14 protein-coding genes are annotated in these 16677 nt (G+C 70.6%); 3 read left to right on the forward strand and 11 right to left on the reverse strand.

Features of this window, described 5'->3' with window-relative positions; all coding sequences use genetic code 11:
* Positions 1–40: 40 nt before the first annotated feature.
* A complete protein-coding gene (locus AC068B_RS32540; RefSeq protein ID WP_478675130.1) occupies positions 41–1306 on the reverse strand; it encodes a DUF2398 family protein in 1266 nt (421 codons plus the stop codon).
* The gene (locus AC068B_RS32545) at positions 1303–2925 is read right to left on the reverse strand and encodes a DUF2397 family protein (protein WP_478675131.1); all 1623 of its coding nucleotides are present in this window, start codon (positions 2923–2925) and stop codon (positions 1303–1305) included. The genes AC068B_RS32540 and AC068B_RS32545 overlap by 4 nt, the downstream gene beginning before the upstream one ends.
* A gap of 479 nt (positions 2926–3404) precedes the next feature.
* Between AC068B_RS32545 and AC068B_RS32550 the strand changes: the two genes are divergently transcribed.
* Positions 3405–3788: a hypothetical protein gene (locus AC068B_RS32550; protein WP_478675132.1), complete on the forward strand. Its 384-nt coding sequence runs from the start codon at positions 3405–3407 to the stop codon at positions 3786–3788.
* Between the two features lie 586 nt (positions 3789–4374).
* On the opposite strand, the gene AC068B_RS32555 is transcribed toward AC068B_RS32550, so the two are convergent.
* The 3 genes from AC068B_RS32555 to AC068B_RS32565 form a co-directional block, all read right to left on the reverse strand.
* Positions 4375–5862, reverse strand: a complete 1488-nt coding sequence (locus AC068B_RS32555; protein WP_478675133.1) for a UvrD-helicase domain-containing protein — start codon at positions 5860–5862, stop codon at positions 4375–4377.
* 282 nt (positions 5863–6144) lie between these two features.
* Positions 6145–6972 carry a DUF6083 domain-containing protein gene (locus AC068B_RS32560; protein WP_478675134.1) on the reverse strand — a complete coding sequence of 276 codons (828 nt, stop codon included), beginning with the start codon at positions 6970–6972 and terminating at the stop codon, positions 6145–6147.
* A 169-nt stretch (positions 6973–7141) separates the two neighbouring features.
* Positions 7142–7405 carry a helix-turn-helix transcriptional regulator gene (locus AC068B_RS32565; RefSeq protein WP_327667972.1) on the reverse strand — a complete coding sequence of 88 codons (264 nt, stop codon included), beginning with the start codon at positions 7403–7405 and terminating at the stop codon, positions 7142–7144.
* Between the two features lie 306 nt (positions 7406–7711).
* Here AC068B_RS32565 and AC068B_RS32570 point away from each other — a divergent pair, with 306 nt between their 5' ends.
* Positions 7712–8590, forward strand: coding sequence for a hypothetical protein (locus tag AC068B_RS32570; RefSeq protein ID WP_478675135.1), 879 nt, complete (start codon positions 7712–7714; stop codon positions 8588–8590).
* Positions 8591–8977: 387 nt separating this feature from the next.
* On the opposite strand, the gene AC068B_RS32575 is transcribed toward AC068B_RS32570, so the two are convergent.
* The 4 genes from AC068B_RS32575 to AC068B_RS32590 all read right to left on the reverse strand — a co-directional run bounded on the left by AC068B_RS32575 (position 8978) and on the right by AC068B_RS32590 (position 12959).
* Positions 8978–9382, reverse strand: coding sequence for a hypothetical protein (locus tag AC068B_RS32575; RefSeq protein ID WP_478675136.1), 405 nt, complete (start codon positions 9380–9382; stop codon positions 8978–8980).
* A 114-nt stretch (positions 9383–9496) separates the two neighbouring features.
* Positions 9497–10219: a helix-turn-helix domain containing protein gene (locus AC068B_RS32580; RefSeq protein ID WP_478675137.1), complete on the reverse strand. Its 723-nt coding sequence runs from the start codon at positions 10217–10219 to the stop codon at positions 9497–9499.
* Positions 10219–12336 (reverse strand): hypothetical protein, encoded by a 2118-nt coding sequence (locus AC068B_RS32585; RefSeq protein ID WP_478675138.1) that lies wholly within the window; start codon positions 12334–12336, stop codon positions 10219–10221. Before AC068B_RS32585 ends, AC068B_RS32580 begins: the two co-directional genes overlap by 1 nt.
* 26 nt (positions 12337–12362) lie before the next feature.
* Positions 12363–12959, reverse strand: a complete 597-nt coding sequence (locus AC068B_RS32590; RefSeq protein ID WP_478675139.1) for a helix-turn-helix domain-containing protein — start codon at positions 12957–12959, stop codon at positions 12363–12365.
* Positions 12960–13254: 295 nt separating this feature from the next.
* Between AC068B_RS32590 and AC068B_RS32595 the strand changes: the two genes are divergently transcribed.
* Positions 13255–13962: a hypothetical protein gene (locus AC068B_RS32595; protein WP_478675140.1), complete on the forward strand. Its 708-nt coding sequence runs from the start codon at positions 13255–13257 to the stop codon at positions 13960–13962.
* Between the two features lie 272 nt (positions 13963–14234).
* On the opposite strand, the gene AC068B_RS32600 is transcribed toward AC068B_RS32595, so the two are convergent.
* On the reverse strand, positions 14235–15452 hold the full coding sequence (locus AC068B_RS32600) for a hypothetical protein (RefSeq protein ID WP_478675141.1): 1218 nt from the start codon (positions 15450–15452) through the stop codon (positions 14235–14237).
* Positions 15442–16596 (reverse strand): DNA-processing protein DprA, encoded by a 1155-nt coding sequence (locus tag AC068B_RS32605; protein ID WP_478675142.1) that lies wholly within the window; start codon positions 16594–16596, stop codon positions 15442–15444. Before AC068B_RS32605 ends, AC068B_RS32600 begins: the two co-directional genes overlap by 11 nt.
* Positions 16597–16677 lie beyond the last annotated feature (81 nt).

Here is a 16677-nt window from a genome sequence, read left to right on the forward strand (position 1 = left end):
CTGTGTTGAACAGGCCCTGCTGCAGCGGCAGTTCGCGGGGTTAGGATGCCGGTTTGGTGCGGGTGCGGGCGGGCTTGGGGCGGGCGGGGCTCTCCTGCGCCCAGCGGCCGGTGGTGGGGGCGAACCACCACACGCAGGCGTCCTCTGCGTCTGCGGGCACGGCGGCAGGGGCCAGCTGGACCAGATGGAGACCGGTGAGCAGGGCGCGGACCTTGTCGGCGAGCAAGAGGGGATCTTGCACGTATTCGGCGCTCCACCCTCCTCGGCCCGCGGCGTTGTCTGCACCGAAGGAGGTCAGTGCGTGCACCACGCCCTTTGCGGGCAGAGCGCGCCAGCCCGGCCCGGGGCCGTTGTCGGTGGTGCCGTGCAGGGCAGCGTGGTCGAGCAGGAGCAGGGCGGCGTGGGCGATGGTTCCGGTGGCCGGGAAGGGTATGGGGCCCAGTTCGTTCAGGTGGCGGTAGGCCTCGTCGGGCACCACGAACGCGGCGCCTTCCACCCGGCGTTCCAGCGCCAGTCCGAACGCTGCGGCGAGGGGGCCTCCGTCGTCGCCGCGCACGCGTTGGCTCAGCCACTGGGCTTCGGCGTCGTCCAGCAGTGCCGTGTGGACACAGGTGTCGTCCACGAGCGCACGGCGCATCCGGCGGGCGGCATCCGGTTCACGGTGCGCCTGTTGCAGCCAGGCGTGCGGGTCGGCAGCCGGGTCGAGGGTGCCCGGGTTGGCGATGACGTAGGCCAGGCGGGTGTGGTGGACGGCGAGCAGGACGGGGGCCTGGTCGTCGTGCAGGTAGCGGTCGAGATCGCCGTCGAGGCATTCGACGACGCCTCGGTCGTCGAGCATGTGCAGGGCGGCCAGGATCGCGCGCCGCTCGGCGATGTCGTGGTGGGTGAGCAGGTCGGCCTCGGCGGCGGCCGCGTGGCCCTGGGCGACCAGGTGGCCCAGGGCGGTGCGCGGTGGCATCGATTCGGCGGCTGCCAGTAGCAGGAAGAACCAGGAGCAGGCGGCAGGGCTCGGCCCTGCCGCGGCCCATTCCCGGGGGCGCGGCGGTGGACTCTTGCGCAGGCGGACCAGGTCCCGTTCGACGATGAGGACCCATCCCAGCCGTGTGACGGCGGAGCGCAGCGCGGGCTCGTTGCGGCGTACGGCGGCGATGAGATCGTCGTGGCGCCCGCGGATGAGCCAGCAGGTGGCCGCGAGTCGGCGCAGGAGCGCAGCGACCTCGGCGTCGGCCTCGGGGCGCCAGGCCTTGCGGCGGCGCGGCTGCGGTGCGGCCGGTTCGGATGCGGGAAGGTTCGGGGTCGCGTTCATGCTGCGCCCTCCTGCCGGGGATCGACAGCCGCGGGCCGGTGGTCCGCGTCTGGTGTGTGCGGGGCGATGTGCAGGGTCGCGCGGGCGAAGGGGTCATGGGTCGTGGTGGTGCCGGCCAGGGCGGCCAGGGCCACCGCGGAGGGGCGTTGGCCGGGTCGGTGGAAGAGGGGAATGCGGCCAGGCAGCAGCACACGCCAGGTGGGTGCGTTCACCGTGCCGGTGCCGGTGCCGGTGTGGACGAGGGTGCAGGCCAGACCGGCGTGTGTACCGGTGCGCCGGGGGCCGGTGGCACTCGCGCGGGCGGCGGCCATCAGGGCGGCGAGGGCGGTACGGGCTGCTGTCTCGTCCAACGGTTGGCCGGGCAGCGCGGCCAGCACGGCGGCAAGGGCGGTGCGGTGTTCGGCCGCGCGGCGGGCCCTGGCCTCGGCGACCTGGGCTTTGGCCGTGGTGTCGTCGCGTGGTGCGGCGCCTTTGCCGCGTGGCCCGGAACGGCCTGAAGTGCGCAGCAGACTCGGTACGACGACCTGAGGTCCCCCGCGCCAGGACGGGTTGCGGCCCATGGCGTCCTCGTCGGCCTGGCCATAGAGCTTGCGCCAGGGGTGGTCCCCCAGGGCGGCCTGGAAGATCTGCACCCCGATGTGCGGGGTGAGGACAGCCTGGGCCAGTGCCAGGGCGCGGGTGCGGGTGGAGGCCGTTCCTGCCGAGGAGTGCAGCCGCCGCAGGTTGGCGTGCATGCTCGGCAGAGCCCGTACCAGGCGCAGTGAGAAGCGGGCGGCGCGTCCGCTGCGGGCGTCGAACCAGGCGCACAGTCCCGCCCAGTCCTCTATCCGGCCGCCGCGGGAGGCGCTGAGGGCGCCGGCGGCGATCAGGTCGCGGGCCTGCGAGGCGTCGACGGCCGCCTGGGCCAGCAGGGCGAACCACGGCCGCAGCTTCGTCATCGCCGTGGCAGCCCGGGCGGCGCCGGAGTCGAGTTCGGCCGCCACACGGGTGGCATAGTCGACCAGCAGTCCTTTGAGGTCACTGGTGTGTTCCTCGTCCAGGTCGAACCGGTCGGCGAGGCCGATCAGCGCGTCCTCCGCTCCGACCAGGGCCGCGTCCAGGTCGTCGTGGCTGGTGAACACGACGCTCACCGCATCCAGTACGGCAGCCTCGATGCAGCCGGTGTCGGGTTCGGTCACGCCGAGCGTCTCGGCGAGCTGCTCGAGGTGGACCACGATGCGGTTCAGCGAGGCAATCGGAATCTCTCGCGCGGTGGCCGTTCCCGCCAGGACCTGGCGGTAGAAGCGCTGGACGTGCCGGCCGGCGGGGCTGGCGGTGTAGCGCCAGTTCCGGGCCAGGATCTCGGTGTAGCGGCGAGCGTGACTGGTATCGGTTCGGATCGAGGCCGCGCCCATGTCCTTGAGGGCGTCCAGGCGCTTTTCCACCACACGAACGTCCAAGCGCCGCCCGGCTGCTGCGAGCGCTGCGGTGGCCTCGGCAACCGTGAGGTCGGTCACCGACCCCTCCAGCACATCCATAATCGCGATGTATTCGTCGTGCTCCGGCCGCACCAGGTAGCTGACAGCTTCGCGTGCGTCAGCCGCGCTGCCGACAACTGGATTCTCTTCTCCTGGTTCCACTACTCCCCCATCCCCGGGCTCGTTGCCGCTTGCCCCGATCCCCTATCGAAAAATAGATGCCGTCACTGACAACGCCTGCGGAGAACACGGGAATTCGACGGTTCACGCCTTGTTGCGTGTGTCGTAAATGTGTCGTCCACCGTCAGTGGGTGCCAGCCGAGACCGTTCGGCTGCCTCTCGGCCGCACAGGCCGCTCCAACCAGATCTAACCTGCACTGTTTCTCCGGCCAGCCGTAGGAGATCTACCTGCAGACCCACGCGTTCACGACTCCCCCGTATCAGCGCGTGGGAAGAGATCCAGCCATCCTGCGAACAGGACTGAGCTGGTCGGTGCAGCGGAACGACACCCTCGCCCCCCGCATGCAGGAATTAGATAATGAGTTCGAATTACTGATGGCCTCACATTCTCCTTCGCATAGCTCTCTCGACAGAGGGGATTTGACGCGGAGGCCACCGAAGAAGAGCTGCCGCGGTGGCAAATGACACACGACGACGGCTCGGTGACGTTCCCGCGCGACCTGGAGCACCTGCGCGGGCTCATACTGGACGTGCGGATCGGCAACCTGATCAGCACCCTCAACGCGGCCCTGAAGCCGTTCAGTATCGGCATCGGCAACCTGGCCGACCGCTACCCGAGCATCCTGTCGGTCGCCTTCCTCCAGCTGTACAACCACCTCGCCGAGGACGCCCCCATCCGCCGCTGCGCCAACGAGACCTGCCGACAGAACTTCGTCCGCCAACGCGGCCGCGCCGAGTACGGCCAACACCGCACACAGGGCGTCAAATACTGCTCACGCGAATGCGCCCGCGCCCAGGCACAACGTGAACTCCGGCGACGCCGCAAGCACACCCCCACACTCTGACCATGACAGCCCGACGCCGGCGTCGGCGTCGGAACACCTGGGACGAGTGCCTCTCGCAGGCTGCTGCCGCCCGAAATGCCCTGAGAAGCGATTACTAAAGCGGACGGCCCGACTGTGGGGCGAACTCGCGTTCTGATGGGCCTCGTTCAGATGGTCACGTGGCCATCGGTGCACAGGAGAAGGGCCTCCTGAACATCTCGGTGATGTCGAGTCAACGAGTAGCAGGAGGCCCTCGTGCCCCACTCTGTCCTGTCGTCCAGCGTCCCGTCCAGCTCCGGCGCCTGCCCGTGTGACTGTCTCGCGCACCTGTACGGCAACGCGGCCGCCATCCGGACCGCACCCGCTGCTACGACTCCGATCTGAGTTCCCGGGCTCTGCGGTCCATGGGGCCTGCCCGCCCTCGGTGCGTATGGCCATCGGGCTGCGAGAAGTCCTTCGCGGCCGCATCGGCCACCAGGGCCCGCCGCTCTCCTCGCCTGCGGCCACGCCCTGGTGCCATGCACCTCGCCCTTCTCGTTGCTCAAGGTGCACTGGCTTCTGCTTCAGCGTCCATGGTCGTTGCCGTTGCTCGACCGCCTCCAGAGGGTCAGCTGGAGTGCCGGGCGCTGCTCGGGGTTGGCAGCGGGGGTTCATTGGAAGCGTCGTCGATCCAGGCTAGGCCTCCGCGGTCGAGCCGGATTCGGGTGCGGGTGACTGCGACGTAGGCGAGGCGTGCTTCGGAGTCGTCGACCGGCGGTGGTGCGGCGGGCTGCGGTTCATCGGTGGACGGCGCCGGGGGGCCGAAGTCGTCGGCAATGCGTACCGATGCCCATTCCCGTCCTTTGGCCTTGTGGGCGGTGGAGACGGTGGTGTCGGCGGTGTCTTCCGGGGCGAGGCGGGCGACGGCGGTGAGGATGGCGTCGGGGCCGTGCGTGTCGACGAGGTCGACGAGCGGCTGCAGGTCGCGGCCGCTGGGATCGTAGGTGGCGTAGTCCTGCAGGTCGCCCCAGGTCGTGAAGAGGACCAGTTCGGGGTGGTGGGTGCGGCGGCCCTCTTTGAGGTCCTTGGCGGCCTGGGCCAGGGCGCTCAGGCTTTGTCCCCCGCCCACCAGGGCGACGCGGAACCCGGCCGACATGAGCTGCATGACCTGGGCCATGGCGCCGACATTGGTGCGGCACAGCACCGCGTCGGGCCGTTGGACGGGGCCGAGTTCGGTGGGGATGGTGTCGGTTCCGGTTAGGCGGAGCGGGGCGTCGGCGAGGGCGAGCCAGCGGTTGGCTTCGTCGGCGAGGTGGGGGCCGAAGCGGAAGGACTGGGTGAGGGTGAAGTGAGTGCCGTCGAAGCCGGCCATGACGTCTTTGGCGCCACGCCACTGGTAGATGGCCTGGGCGGAGTCGCCGACCATGACGAGCTGCGCATGCTCGCGCTGGGCGAGGAAGATCTGTTCGACGACGGGGTTGGTGTCCTGGGCCTCGTCCAGGAGGAGGTAGTCGGCGTCGATGACCGGCCGGGTCAGGGCCCAGATCTTGAGGTAGTGGTCGTGGTCGAAGCGGACGGCGCTGTCGTCGAAGTGCTGCAGGTCGATCCAGGCGCGTTGGGCGAACGGGACGAGGTGGTCGGCGAGTTCGGCGTGATGGCCGGGATCCTCGAGGCCACGCAGGCGCGGGACATGGCGCCTGTTGAGGGTGGCGTCGGCGCTGTGGCAGTAGCGGGCGACCGTGCCCAGGGCAGCGTTGGACAGGGCGCGTTGGGAAATCTCCCGGCTGCCGATGCGCAGCGCTTTGGTGAGGCCGAGGGCCTGGCCGGTCAGCCAGGCCAGGCGGCGCGGTGCGTTCAGGCGGCGGGTGTAGCGGTGGCCGATTGCGGCGTAGGCGAGGGCGTGGGCGGTCTTGCAGGTGACGGTGGCTGGGAAGCGGGTGCGGGCGTCGGCGGCGATGGTCCGGTTGTAGGCGAGGTAGCGGCCGCGGCGCTGGGTGCCGTGGGCGAGCAGGGCCAGAGTGCTGGTCTTGCCGGTGCCGGCGCCGGCCTGCAGGGCCAGATGTTTGCCCGCTTTGAATGCATCGGTGGCGGCGGTCTGTTCGTCGGTGGGCTTCACGGGACGGGTCCTTGGGGCGAAGTCGGGGCGTGGGCGACGGCGGCTGGGAGCCGGGTGGGTGTGGTGCTGTCCGGCAGGTGACGCGCCGCCGTGTCGATACGGCGGTCCTCCTTGCGGGCGTGGTCGGCCAGGGCCCGGCGGAGGACGAGTTCGAGACGGTGTCCGGGCTGATGCCTGGCGCGTCATACGGTCGTCAGGCCGCAGTGCGCGTGGTCGGCGGCTCGAGCGGGTTGGCCGGAGGTCAGTGGCCGGGGGCGATGTCCTCGGTATAGCAGCGGGTGGTCATGCCGGGGTGCGGCCGGAGGCGTGCGGGAGGCGGGTGCTGATGTGGGCGGCGTGCCGGTTGGGGGTGAAGACCTGCCAGCCGGTCCTGTTCAGGTCGGGACGGGCGGTGGCATGACGGGGGCAGAGCTGGGCGCGCCAGCGTTGCTGCTCACCGGCCGGGGCCCGGGTGAGGTCGTAGACGGCCAGGAGCCGGCTCGGCGTGGGGGCCGCATCATCGTGCTCGTGGCGGAGGGGCAGCAGTCTCCAGGCTCCGGCAGGGGCCTGCGGGTTCAGCACCGGGTGCGGGCAGTGTCGGTGTCCCGGTTCGGTGCGGGCGGTGCAGCGGATGCGCTCGAGGGCGTCGTCGGCGAGGTAGCGGCCCAGGAGCAGTTGGACCACCGGGAGCTTCTCGGCAGGGGCGGCTGCGGGGCGGGCGGGTGCGGACGACGGGGTGAAGGCGGCGGCGTCGATGAGGCGGCGGCTGCGCAGGGCGAGTTGGCGGCGCAGTTCGTGAAGGCGGCGGCCCGTGTCGGGTGGTGTGGTGCGGGCCGGGCAGAGGGCGGTGTGCGGGATGCGGCACCAGGCCTGGCCGCCGGCGTGGGGGTGGGCGATGCCGCTGCTGAGGTGCCAGCGCCAGGACGCGGGCACGTGGGCGGTGGGCAGCTCGGCCGGGTGCAGAGCGATGTGGTGCTGGTTACGGCGCGGGTGCCAGGCGACGGGGTTGCCGCAGCGACGGCAGCGGCCGGTGCGCGGCAGGCTGCCGGGGGTGTGGAGGGTGGTGCAGGGCAGGTGGCGCGGCCGGCGGGAACCGGCCTCCGGCATCCGGGCGACAGGGTGGGGGCGCATGGCTGCGACGGTGCCAGGCGGCACCGGGCCACAGCCACGCAAGGCTGCACAGGTAGCGCGTTCGGCCCAACCTGCGGAAACGTCCGTTCGGTTGGGGAACTGGTATGCGCCCGCTAGTCGCTCTTTCGGGTGGCGCTGTCCGGCCTTCCACGGGGGCGGGCGGGGCGGGTCAGGGTTGGGGCGTGCCGGGCGGGGTGTGGCCGGAGCACAGGGCGCCCAGGAGCTGGTCGAGGGGAACACCGAAGGCGTGGGCGATCGTGTGCCAGGTGGTGATGGTGCCGGTGGTGCGGCCGTGTTCCAGGTCGATGACGGTGCGGCGGGACAGGCCGGTACGGCCGGCGAGTTCGTCGTAAGTCCACCCGTGGTCAGCCCGTAGACGCGCGAGTTCCAGGCGCAGCGCGTTGAGGTTGGGGTCGGGCGGGAAGATCGTCACCCCACCATCCGATGGTGCAGACCTCTGCCCCGTCAGTGCAGAGATCTGCACTTTTTGCTAGTGAAGGGGTGACATTCGACGACGCCGGGCCCGGGCCCGCGGCGCAGGACAGAAACGGAGACCACGGGCCCGATGAGGCTCTTGACCCATGACACGGTGCAGCGGGTCTGGACGGTGGAGGTGCGCTCGCACCGGCACGGCCCGGCACTGAGCTGCTCCCACTGTCCCTCGCCCGGCGAAGCCTTGGCCGCCGGGCGTGCACGCAGGTCCGCGCTGGCGCATCTGGCGCGGCACGCACAAAGCTGCATGCTGCCCACGCACCTGCGGACCTGTCAGTGCCGGGATCGGGGTTGCGGCTGGCACCGTCGCCATCGCGGCTGCCGCGGCCCGATCCGCCTCGCCCTCACCGGGGATCACGGCGGTACTCGATGGCGTCTGGCCGATGTCTGCACCGCCTGCGCCGCCGCGACCGCCCACACCGCCCTCGTCCCCGAGAGCACGCACCGCTCCCCCGCAGCAGGCCCTCGCTCCCGGCCGAACCCGGCGCTGCACGACACCGAATTCACGGACGCCGACGCACAGGCACGCGTGCGCCAGACGCTCGTCTATCTCGCCTCGGCCCTCCCCCAGTCCTGCTCCCCCGGCACCCGCCTGTTGGCCCTGCAGTGCGCGCTACGCACCAATGGTTGCGGCGAGGTGCGCCTGCCCGCCGGGCTGCTGCGCGGCATGCGACTGCACCAACGCATCGATCTGTGGGAGGAGTTGGAGTACGCCCATTGGCTGCACCTTGATACCCGACGTCCGGTGCGGGCCCGCCTGCTCGACGCAGCGATGCAGGCCCAGCCCCAACGCCTACAACGCGCTCGGGCCGCGCACTGGGCACTTCGCCCGCTCCCCCGCTGCCCGACTCCCCGTACGCTGCCCGGCGCCGCCCGGCTCGCCGCGCTCGTCCTGGCCGCACACACCCGCCCCGACGGCACCGGAACGGCCGAGCTGGACCTCCTCACGCACCTGTGCGGACAGACACCCCACCAACTCAACGACCTGCTCGACCTGCTGACCAGGTCACGCTTCCTGTCCTCCTGGCACGACATCCGCTCCGAGGGCGAGGTCTGCTGGCAACTGCGCGACCCACCGAAGACAACCCTCGACGACGGGTCGAGAGACCACTCGTGCCGCGCGTGAGACTTCCCCCCGACAGGCGCATCTCGGCACTCGAGCAGACTCCACGAGTTGCGCTGTCCGGACGCGGCCGTGCCAGGTCGCGTCCGGACCACGGCAGCAGCAGATCCACTTCCGCCCGGCTGCCCGGTACTGCGCGTGCAGGTCTGCAACACACCTCGCGCGGCCATGGCCCTCGGCGCTGGCAGAGCGCAGGTATGCAACGAGGCCGCCCGGCGGATGTCGGGCGGCCTCGAGAAGTCCGAACCCTGGGCGTATGGCCTGCCTCTTTCCGGGGGCTGCCAGGGACGAATCCAGGGTCTTCACTTCCCAGTTTACCGGCCCTCGAGGCGGCGGAGGGCTGTCAGGCTCAGGGAGCTGGATTGCAGGGCCGCCGGTGCCGGGGCGTTCCTACGCGCCCCGACGCAGGCGGTGGCGGACGTCGCCGCACACGATCATGATCTCGTGTCGTGACCATGCGGCATGGCAGGAGTCGCACACGGCCTTGATCCAGCCGAAAGCGGCGTCGTTGCGACGTCGGCGACACGCGGACGCTCCGCAGAATTCACAGATGGCAGTCGATCGCATCTCGGTTTCGATGACGAGTGCCTGCACCTTTGAGCGATCGGTATCGGGCACTTCAGCGATCTCGATCCGTAGCGCACCGAGCTTCTCTTTCAGGTCGCCGACCTGGTAGCCGGGGTTTTGGGCGTGGAGTTGCTCGTGGAGCTCCTCGAGCAGCCGGTGCCAGCCGGGCCCGACGGCATGCAGCCGCGCCGGCAGTTGCCGGGAGGATGGATCCTGCGCGTTGTGCATCCGTACATGATGCTCTGCTCACTGGGCCCATGCGTCCCGGCCGGCGCGGGCCTGGACGCATGGGCTCCAGCGCCACAGGCTGATGCCGTTTCCCCTACGGTCTTCGGCAAAGGATCAGCGGGGCCGCCAGGTGCGCACTTCGAGGTGGACGATGTGGGCGCCCGGGTGGATGCGTCCGGTCTCGATCAGCCACTGCTGGACGGCGGCGGTGACGTCTCCGGCGGCGGCGTCGACGCGGTGGGCGAAGTCGGTGGCGTCGAAGCCGCCGGTGGCGGCCGAGCCGTAGGAGCGTTCCTCGGTGTGGTCGGTGCGCTGGACGACGTCGCGGCGGATGCCGGGCGAGTCGGTGCGGCTGCCCGAGGGCATCACGTAGCCGCTCTGGTGCAGGCGGACGGTGAAGGCGAGTTTGAGGCCGCGGCTGGCGGCTTCGGCGATCAGGGGGCGCAGGCGGGCGGAGCCGGAGGCGATGGCCTGGGCGGCGACGCGGCCGGTGCCGGTGCCGGTGGGGGTGATCAGGACGGCCTTGCTGCGCACGCGGGCGCGGCTGCCCTTGGCGGTGGTGCGGCGGGTGGTGTGGCGTGCGGCCAGGGCGGTGAGTTCGGGGATGTCGGTGATGCCGCCGGCCGTGACGGCCTGAACAACCTGGCGGAGGGCAGGGACGAAGGCGGCGCCCTTGTGTTTTGTGTAGAACTGGGAGACCAGGGAGGGGTCGCGGTCGATGATGCGGGCGATGTCGCGTTTGGTGTAGCCGACCTGCTGGAGCTGGTCGGCGAGCTGGGCTGCCTCGTTCAACTCGGGCGTGGGAGCGGGCTGTTGGCGACGCTTGCGTGGGGGCATCAGGCACCGGCCGTGGTCGGGGCGGGCGTGAGGGCGGCGCGTCCGGTATCGCGCAGTGTGAGGAGTTCCTCTTCGCTGGTGGGGGCGGCGAGCGGGCCGTCCAGGTGGCCCTTTTTGAGGTAGTCGCCGGGCTGCTGGTGATACGGCCAGGCCTGGGGCTGGGTGAGGTAGAGGGCGTCGGTGCGGAACGCGATGACGGTGCCGGGGGCGGCGTGCAGGGCGCCGGCGTAGGTGTCGTCGGTGCGGTGGCGCTGGGTGAGCAGGGCGGCGCGGGCGCCGGACCAGATGGCGGCGGCCCATTCGGGGTGGGCGTTGGGGTCGCGGCTGAAGCCGGTGGGCTTCTGCCAGGTGATCAACTCGTCGTCGAAGCCGATGATTTCGGCGTCCGCGGGCACGTCGCGTTCCTGGGTGCGGGGGGTGGTGCCGGTGACCATGCGGGGGCGCTGGGCGAAGGAGCCGATGCCGTACAGGAGGATGGCGCGGATCGCACGGGAGGCGAGGTGTGCGGCGCGGGCCTGCTGCGGGTCCTGCTGGTAGTGGGCCTGGGCGGTGAGGTTGGACCAGGCTTCTTTGAGTTTCTTGGCCCAGTCGTCGAGGGGTTTGCCGTCGTCCCAGAGGATGCCGTCGAGGACTTCGATCTTCCAGGGGGTGAGCGGGTTGGTCAGGGCAGTGTGGACTTCGGGTCCGCCGGCCCAGGTGGTGAAGGTGGCGCCGGGGGTGGCGGGGTAGTGCCAGGCGCGGTCGCCGGGGGCGGGGGCCGGCAGGAGGCCGACGTGGTCCCAGGTGTCGGGGACGGTGGCGCGGATGTGCCAGTGTCCGCAGCCGTACAGGGCGCGGGCCTGCTCCTTGTCGGACCAGGCGGCGAACTGACGGCCTGTGATGCGGCGGGGGGTGCCGATGGGGGATTTCCAGGTGTGCTTGGCGTAGGCGAAGGTGCGGTCGTATTCGACGAGTTGGGGCAGCGTCTCGGGCACCCGGGGCGGGGTCAGGAGTTCGTTGCGGCCCTGTCCGGCGGTGGCGTGCAGCAGGCCGCGCAGCTCCTCCGAGAGGACGGGGTAGCCCTCGGAGTGCTGGCCGCGGGCGGGGATGGTGCGGGTCCACAGGTCGCGGCCGGTCTGCGAGGGCGAGCCCATGACGACGGCGTCGTCCCAGTGGCGGCGCAGCGCCTGCCAGAGCAGGACGAAGGCGTCGCGGGCGGTGGCGGGGTCGTCGCCGGCATCGAGGTCGAACCACTCCCCCATGGAGCGGATTTCGACATGCGCGGTTTCGTCGTCGCGCAGGTAGCGGGCGACGGGGTGGCGGGCGTGGACGAAGTGGCCGGCCATCCGGTCGCGGCCGCGGCCGGTGTCGGTGCGCCAGCCCGGGGCGGGCGCGTTGAGCCAGGCGGCGACGGCGTCGCGCAGGTAGGGGTGGCGCTCCGCGTCGCGGTGCCAGGGGGCTCCTGCGGTGATGTAGATGCGCTCGACGCCCTCGGGCAGCACATGGAAGACCGCGGTGAGCAGGTCGGCCGCCGACCGGGCGCCCAGGTCCAGGCGGTGGGTCTCGTTGCGGTGGACCAGGATGCCGGTGTCGGTGTCGAGGAAGACGGTGGAACGGGCCTGCTGGGTGAAGTTGGGACGGGTCGAGGCCAGGTTCTTGGTGTGGGTGAACCAGGCGTCACCCGCCTCGCCGTCGGGGATCGAAGGTAGGGCGCGCGATTCACCCTCCCGCGCGGGCGCGGCCTCAGACCCGTTCGGGGCCGCAGGCGGCGCAGGCGTCTGCGGGGCTTTAGTGGCCGGGCCGGTCGCCGCTGGAGCGGCGGCGGGCTGGGGTACGTGCGGGGGCGATGCGGCCGCGGTCTCGGCCTCTGGCTCCGGGTCTGCGGGCGCCGGAGACTGCGTTGCAGGGGCTGCTAGGGCCTGGGGGGCCAGGGCGGGTGCGCGGGCGACGACCTCGGCCAGGCTCAACCCGGCGGCCGGGGCGATCCGTTCGGCCTTGGCCTTGCCGTAGGCGGCCAGGCGGGCGATCTGCTTGTCGCGTTCGGTCTCCAGCTTGGCGAGCGCCGTCTGCGCCTTCTTGATGTCGTCGCGTACCGCCCGCAGGTCGGTGAGAGCGGCGTTGTAGCTCTGTGCGTCCATCAGGGTCCTTGGCTTGGGGCGGCGGGTCAGCCGGTGGGGCGGGTGGCGACGTAGGCGATGGGTCCGCTGGACTGGGAGGGCAGCCGGGTCCCGAGCAGGCGGTCGGCGAGGAGTCGCTCCCCCGCGGTGGTTACGGTCAGCTCTTTGGCTGGGGCGACGAGGTCGGTGACGTATCCGCACAGGCGGGCGTGCGGGAAGGCGCGGCGCCCCTGGGTGTTGCTCTCCCACTCTTCCAGTCCCATCAGTACGGCCACCACGTATCCGGCGACGGTGACCGGCATGATGCCGCCGGCGGCGACGCTTGCGGCGTCGCAACGCCACCAGCCGCGCAGCGCCTTGAGCAGGGCTTCGTGGGGAAGGGAGGCCGCGAACCCGGTCCACTCGCCCTCGCTCTCGCCGGTGGGGCGGGCGGCACCCACGCGCAGGACGGCGATTTCGTCCGCTTCCACGTGGCCGAGAGGCGCGTAAGTGCGGCCGGCCAGGCTCTGAACGGCGTCGAGTGGGATCATCACGCGTACGCCGTGGCGGGTGAGGCCGGGGAGCAGTCCGGCATGGATCAGGCGGCGCAGGGTGGTGATGGCGCAGCCGAGCTCCTGGGCCGCCTGACCGGTGGTCAGTAACACTCCTCGTCCCCTCTCCGGCACTTCGAATCGAGTTAGCTTAGATATTTGATTCTACTCGACATTAGGGGTGGGGTGACGGGGTGTCAAAGACAGAGAGGTGTTTGCCCCGTGTCTCCCCTGCCGTCGCCCCGCGGTGCGCCCTCCTGCGGCGGTCGGGAAAGAGCCGGCGCCGCGCATGCAGGGAGCGTTGCCCGCTGGCGCTTTTCCCCCCGGGGCTGACGGCATCTTCGGCGGCACCCTGGGCCGGAGCGGCCGTCCGGCTCCGTTGTCAGTGGGCGGCGCTAGCGTGAGCTGAATGACCTACACGCCCCGCCGCTCGGTCGGCGAACTACCCTTCAGCACCTGGCAGATGACTCTGCGATTCCGGATGAACCACCCGGTGGTGCCGATCGAATTCGACGACACCCTGGAAGAGTGGTTCGTCGACATCGTCCGCCTCCACGACGACGAGGAGTGCCCCGACTGCACGGCCGAGCGGGACTGCGCGACGGCCCGGACCGGCGTGCGGCTGGGGCACATGGCCTTCGCGCGGATCCGCGATTTCACCCACGATCCGGCCTGGGAGGCCGCCGACGCGCACTCCGGCGACCTCGAGAAGATCCTCGCGGTGTGCACGGATCCCGAGTACGCGATGACGCCGGGCCTGCACTGGTCCGAGGCGTTCGAGAAGGCCATCGAGATGCCGACCGGCGACCTGCTGATCATGGACCGGGTGCACCTTGAGCCCGAGTGGCGCGGCTTCGGGCTGGGCGCGCTGGCCGCGGCGGAAGCCATCCGGCGGCTGGCGGACGGCTGCTGCGCAGTGGCCTGCGAACCCGCCCCGACCGACCGGGACTTCGCCGACGGTGACGACACGGCGTTCGACCACGCACAGGGCAAGATCGCAGCGGTGTGGGAATCGGTGGGATTCCGCCCGTTCAAGAACGGCATCTACCTCCTGGACCCGGCGCTGCGCACCATGGGCGACGCACGCGCCCACTGGCAGCAGCACTTCGGTCACTGACCCTCCCCGGCTGGCGACGCCAGGCCCAAGGGACGGCGCGGGGGCGACGACGATCGGGCGCACAGCGTATCGACCGCGGGCTTGACCTGTCCGGCGCCGGAAGCCCTCAACAAGGCGCTGCGGCCGATGGATCGAGCCGGCGGCACGGGGCACCGGCGCCGCGCGGGTTCGTCGCTCTCGTGCGGCGCCCGGGCCCGTGCTCTCTGCGAGGCCGGAACCAGCGGTCGAGTTCGCGTGCTGGATGCGTCCTGGCCTCCGTGGGACGGTCGCGGTTACGTGTCGTCACCCAGAGCGTCACTGATGCGCTGATAGAGGCGACTCGTGGCCTCAAGATCACGGTCCGGGTACAGGACAGTCGAGGTGAAGTCCTGTTCGGTCAGGCTGTTGATGCCGAAGGGGTGCAGATCCCCTTGGGACTTGGGTACGTAGCGGTGGTGCTGGGTGCCGTATTTGCCTACGGTCAGCATCACGATGCGCTGAGCGCCTGCTGCCGTCAGCAGCAGGCGCGCCCACTCCATCGACATGCCGTTGGTGGAGAAGTCGTCCAGGACGACGATCGTCTTCTTGGCCAGCTTGCCTTGGTAGTTGGGGCCGAGGTGGACGGTCTGGGCCTGGGTGGCGATGGATACCGTCTGGGCGGGGCGGCCTTGGCTTGCTTTCCACCGTTCCAGACTGGTGTCGGGGGCGTCTACGGCACGGACCAGTAGGTCGTCGCGGTAGTAGCCGTGGAAGAGCTTGGCTGCGCGCTCGAGGTAAGTCTGCAGCTGCTTGCTCACGCGTCCCTTCTTGCTGCTCGGGTAGACGCAGAAGTAGGGGGTGGAGGGCACCAGGCCTTCGAGATAGGCGTTGGCGATGACGAAGAGCATCAGGACGCTGCGTGCGTCCGACTCTCCTATCTTGACCGGCTTGTCGTAGGTGAAGACGTCCTGCAGCCTGAAGGTGTTCTGAGGGCTGGTGGAAGGCAGTACGGCGCTGGCGGGCAGCAGGGACCGCAGGGACCAGTTGTCCTGGTCGATGCGGTGGGACCAGGACGGTTCTTCCTCCAGGAAGACGGTGAGGAAGTCGGTGACGGCCTGCGGGGTGGCGGCGACGAGCGCGGTGACTCCGCCGGGCAGGGTGCCGGTCCACCGGGCGTGCTGGTACATGACCCCGGCGTTGATGGCGGTACGCCAGTCCATGCTGGTGGCGCCGACGTAAAGCAGTTCGTGGCGTTCCAGGTTGAGGGGCCCGGTTACGGCGTCGATCCAGTCCGGCGAGCCGCGCCTCTTGCCGCTGGCTATGTGTCCCTGGTCGATGGTGAGGGCGGGCTCGGGGTATCCCAGGGTCTTCATCTGCTGATGCTGGGGGGCCGAGAGCGGCTCGGTCGTGAACAGGCACCAGGTCAGGCCGCGGGCCGTCAGGTCATGCAGCATGCGGGCCGCTTCGGCCGTCGTGGTCTCGGAGCCGCGCAGTAGCGTCTTGTAGTCGAAGATGACGGCTTTAACGGCCATCGTCACCGTCCTTCCGGGTCAACAGCGTGTTCAGGCGTTGGCGTAGCCGTTCCAGGTCCTGGGGGGGTACGGCGCGAAGTTCGGCTTCGCGGATGAGCTGGCGCTCGACCAGACTCAGGGAGAAGGTGGCGTGTCCGTAGGCGTCGGCGATGCTGCGGCACAGGGCGTCGAAGGCGCGGCGTCCGTCCGTGGTGAAGATGTCGATCAATTGCCCGGTGGGTTCTTTGCTGATGGCGTCGGCCAGGTCCCCGGCGCCGGGCCAGGACAGGCCGATGATGGGACGCTGGTAGGTGCTAGCGAAGCGGACGGTGTGGGCGGATCCTCCGGTGCTCTGCCCTTCGGCGGCGACGACGGCATCGGCCAGGCCGGCCTGAAGGCGGTTGCGCTGGACGAACTGGGCCTTGCGGTAGTGCTCGCCGGGCAAGTATTCGCTGGCGACAGCGCCGCCGGAGTGAACAATCCGGGCCCGGATGTCAGCGGTTTCGGCCGGGAAGACAATGTCGATGCCGTGCCCGAGGAAGGCCACATTGCGCACCCCGTCACGCAGGGCGGCCTGGTGAGCGACGGCGTCAACGCCGTTGGCGAGGCCGGAGACCAGCGTGACCGGGTAGGCGGCCATGGTGCGGACGACCGCTTCGGTGGCGCGTACACCGTCGGGGGTGGCCTGGCGGGTGCCGATGACCGCCATGTGCGGTCCCCGGGACAGGGCCTGGCTGTCGCCTTCGACGAACAGCCATAGGGGCCCGTGCGGCAGTGTTGCCAAACGTTCCGGCAGCGTGGATGGGCCCAGGACGTGGATGCCCCGTTCAGCGAGCTCCGCCGCCTCACGCCGGCCCGTGGTGAGGAGCTCGGGGCGGCGGGCAGTGATGTCCTGGGCGATTTTGGCCGCCGAGGGGACTTTCAACCGGGCCAGTTCGGCGGCAACCATGTCGTCGGGCAGCTCCCAGAGGCGTCCGACGTTGTCCCGGTGGGCGTGGACCAGCGCCCTGAGTCCTTTGCTGCCCAGACCGCGCACTGCGCCGAGCGAGAGCAGCGCTACAGGGAAGGGAAGGTCGGCGGGAGGGGCGGCTGGTGCCGTCCACAGGGCCGCCTGCCCCTGCCGTTCTAGGGAGTTGTCACTGTTGCGGGCGCCGCTCTGTTCCACTGCGGCAGTTTATCCAGCGTCCGGTGGGCTTTCGGCTTGCACGCGGCGCGTTTCCCGGCGCGCCTGGACGCGGGTGCGCCT

The sequence above is a fragment of the Streptomyces sp. NPDC042371 genome (assembly GCF_056437465.1).

What these genes read in the sequence shown, in the direction of transcription:
- AC068B_RS32540 (WP_478675130.1), bottom strand. Translation starts at nt 1,306, where the DNA reads ATGAACGCGACCCCGAACCTTCCCGCATCCGAACCGGCCGCACCGCAG.
- AC068B_RS32550 (WP_478675132.1), top strand. Translation starts at nt 3,405, where the DNA reads ATGACACACGACGACGGCTCGGTGACGTTCCCGCGCGACCTGGAGCAC.
- AC068B_RS32560 (WP_478675134.1), bottom strand. Translation starts at nt 6,972, where the DNA reads ATGCGCCCCCACCCTGTCGCCCGGATGCCGGAGGCCGGTTCCCGCCGG.
- AC068B_RS32570 (WP_478675135.1), top strand. Translation starts at nt 7,712, where the DNA reads ATGCTGCCCACGCACCTGCGGACCTGTCAGTGCCGGGATCGGGGTTGC.
- AC068B_RS32575 (WP_478675136.1), bottom strand. Translation starts at nt 9,382, where the DNA reads ATGCACAACGCGCAGGATCCATCCTCCCGGCAACTGCCGGCGCGGCTG.
- AC068B_RS32580 (WP_478675137.1), bottom strand. Translation starts at nt 10,219, where the DNA reads ATGCCCCCACGCAAGCGTCGCCAACAGCCCGCTCCCACGCCCGAGTTG.
- AC068B_RS32585 (WP_478675138.1), bottom strand. Translation starts at nt 12,336, where the DNA reads ATGGACGCACAGAGCTACAACGCCGCTCTCACCGACCTGCGGGCGGTA.
- AC068B_RS32595 (WP_478675140.1), top strand. Translation starts at nt 13,255, where the DNA reads ATGACCTACACGCCCCGCCGCTCGGTCGGCGAACTACCCTTCAGCACC.
- AC068B_RS32600 (WP_478675141.1), bottom strand. Translation starts at nt 15,452, where the DNA reads ATGGCCGTTAAAGCCGTCATCTTCGACTACAAGACGCTACTGCGCGGC.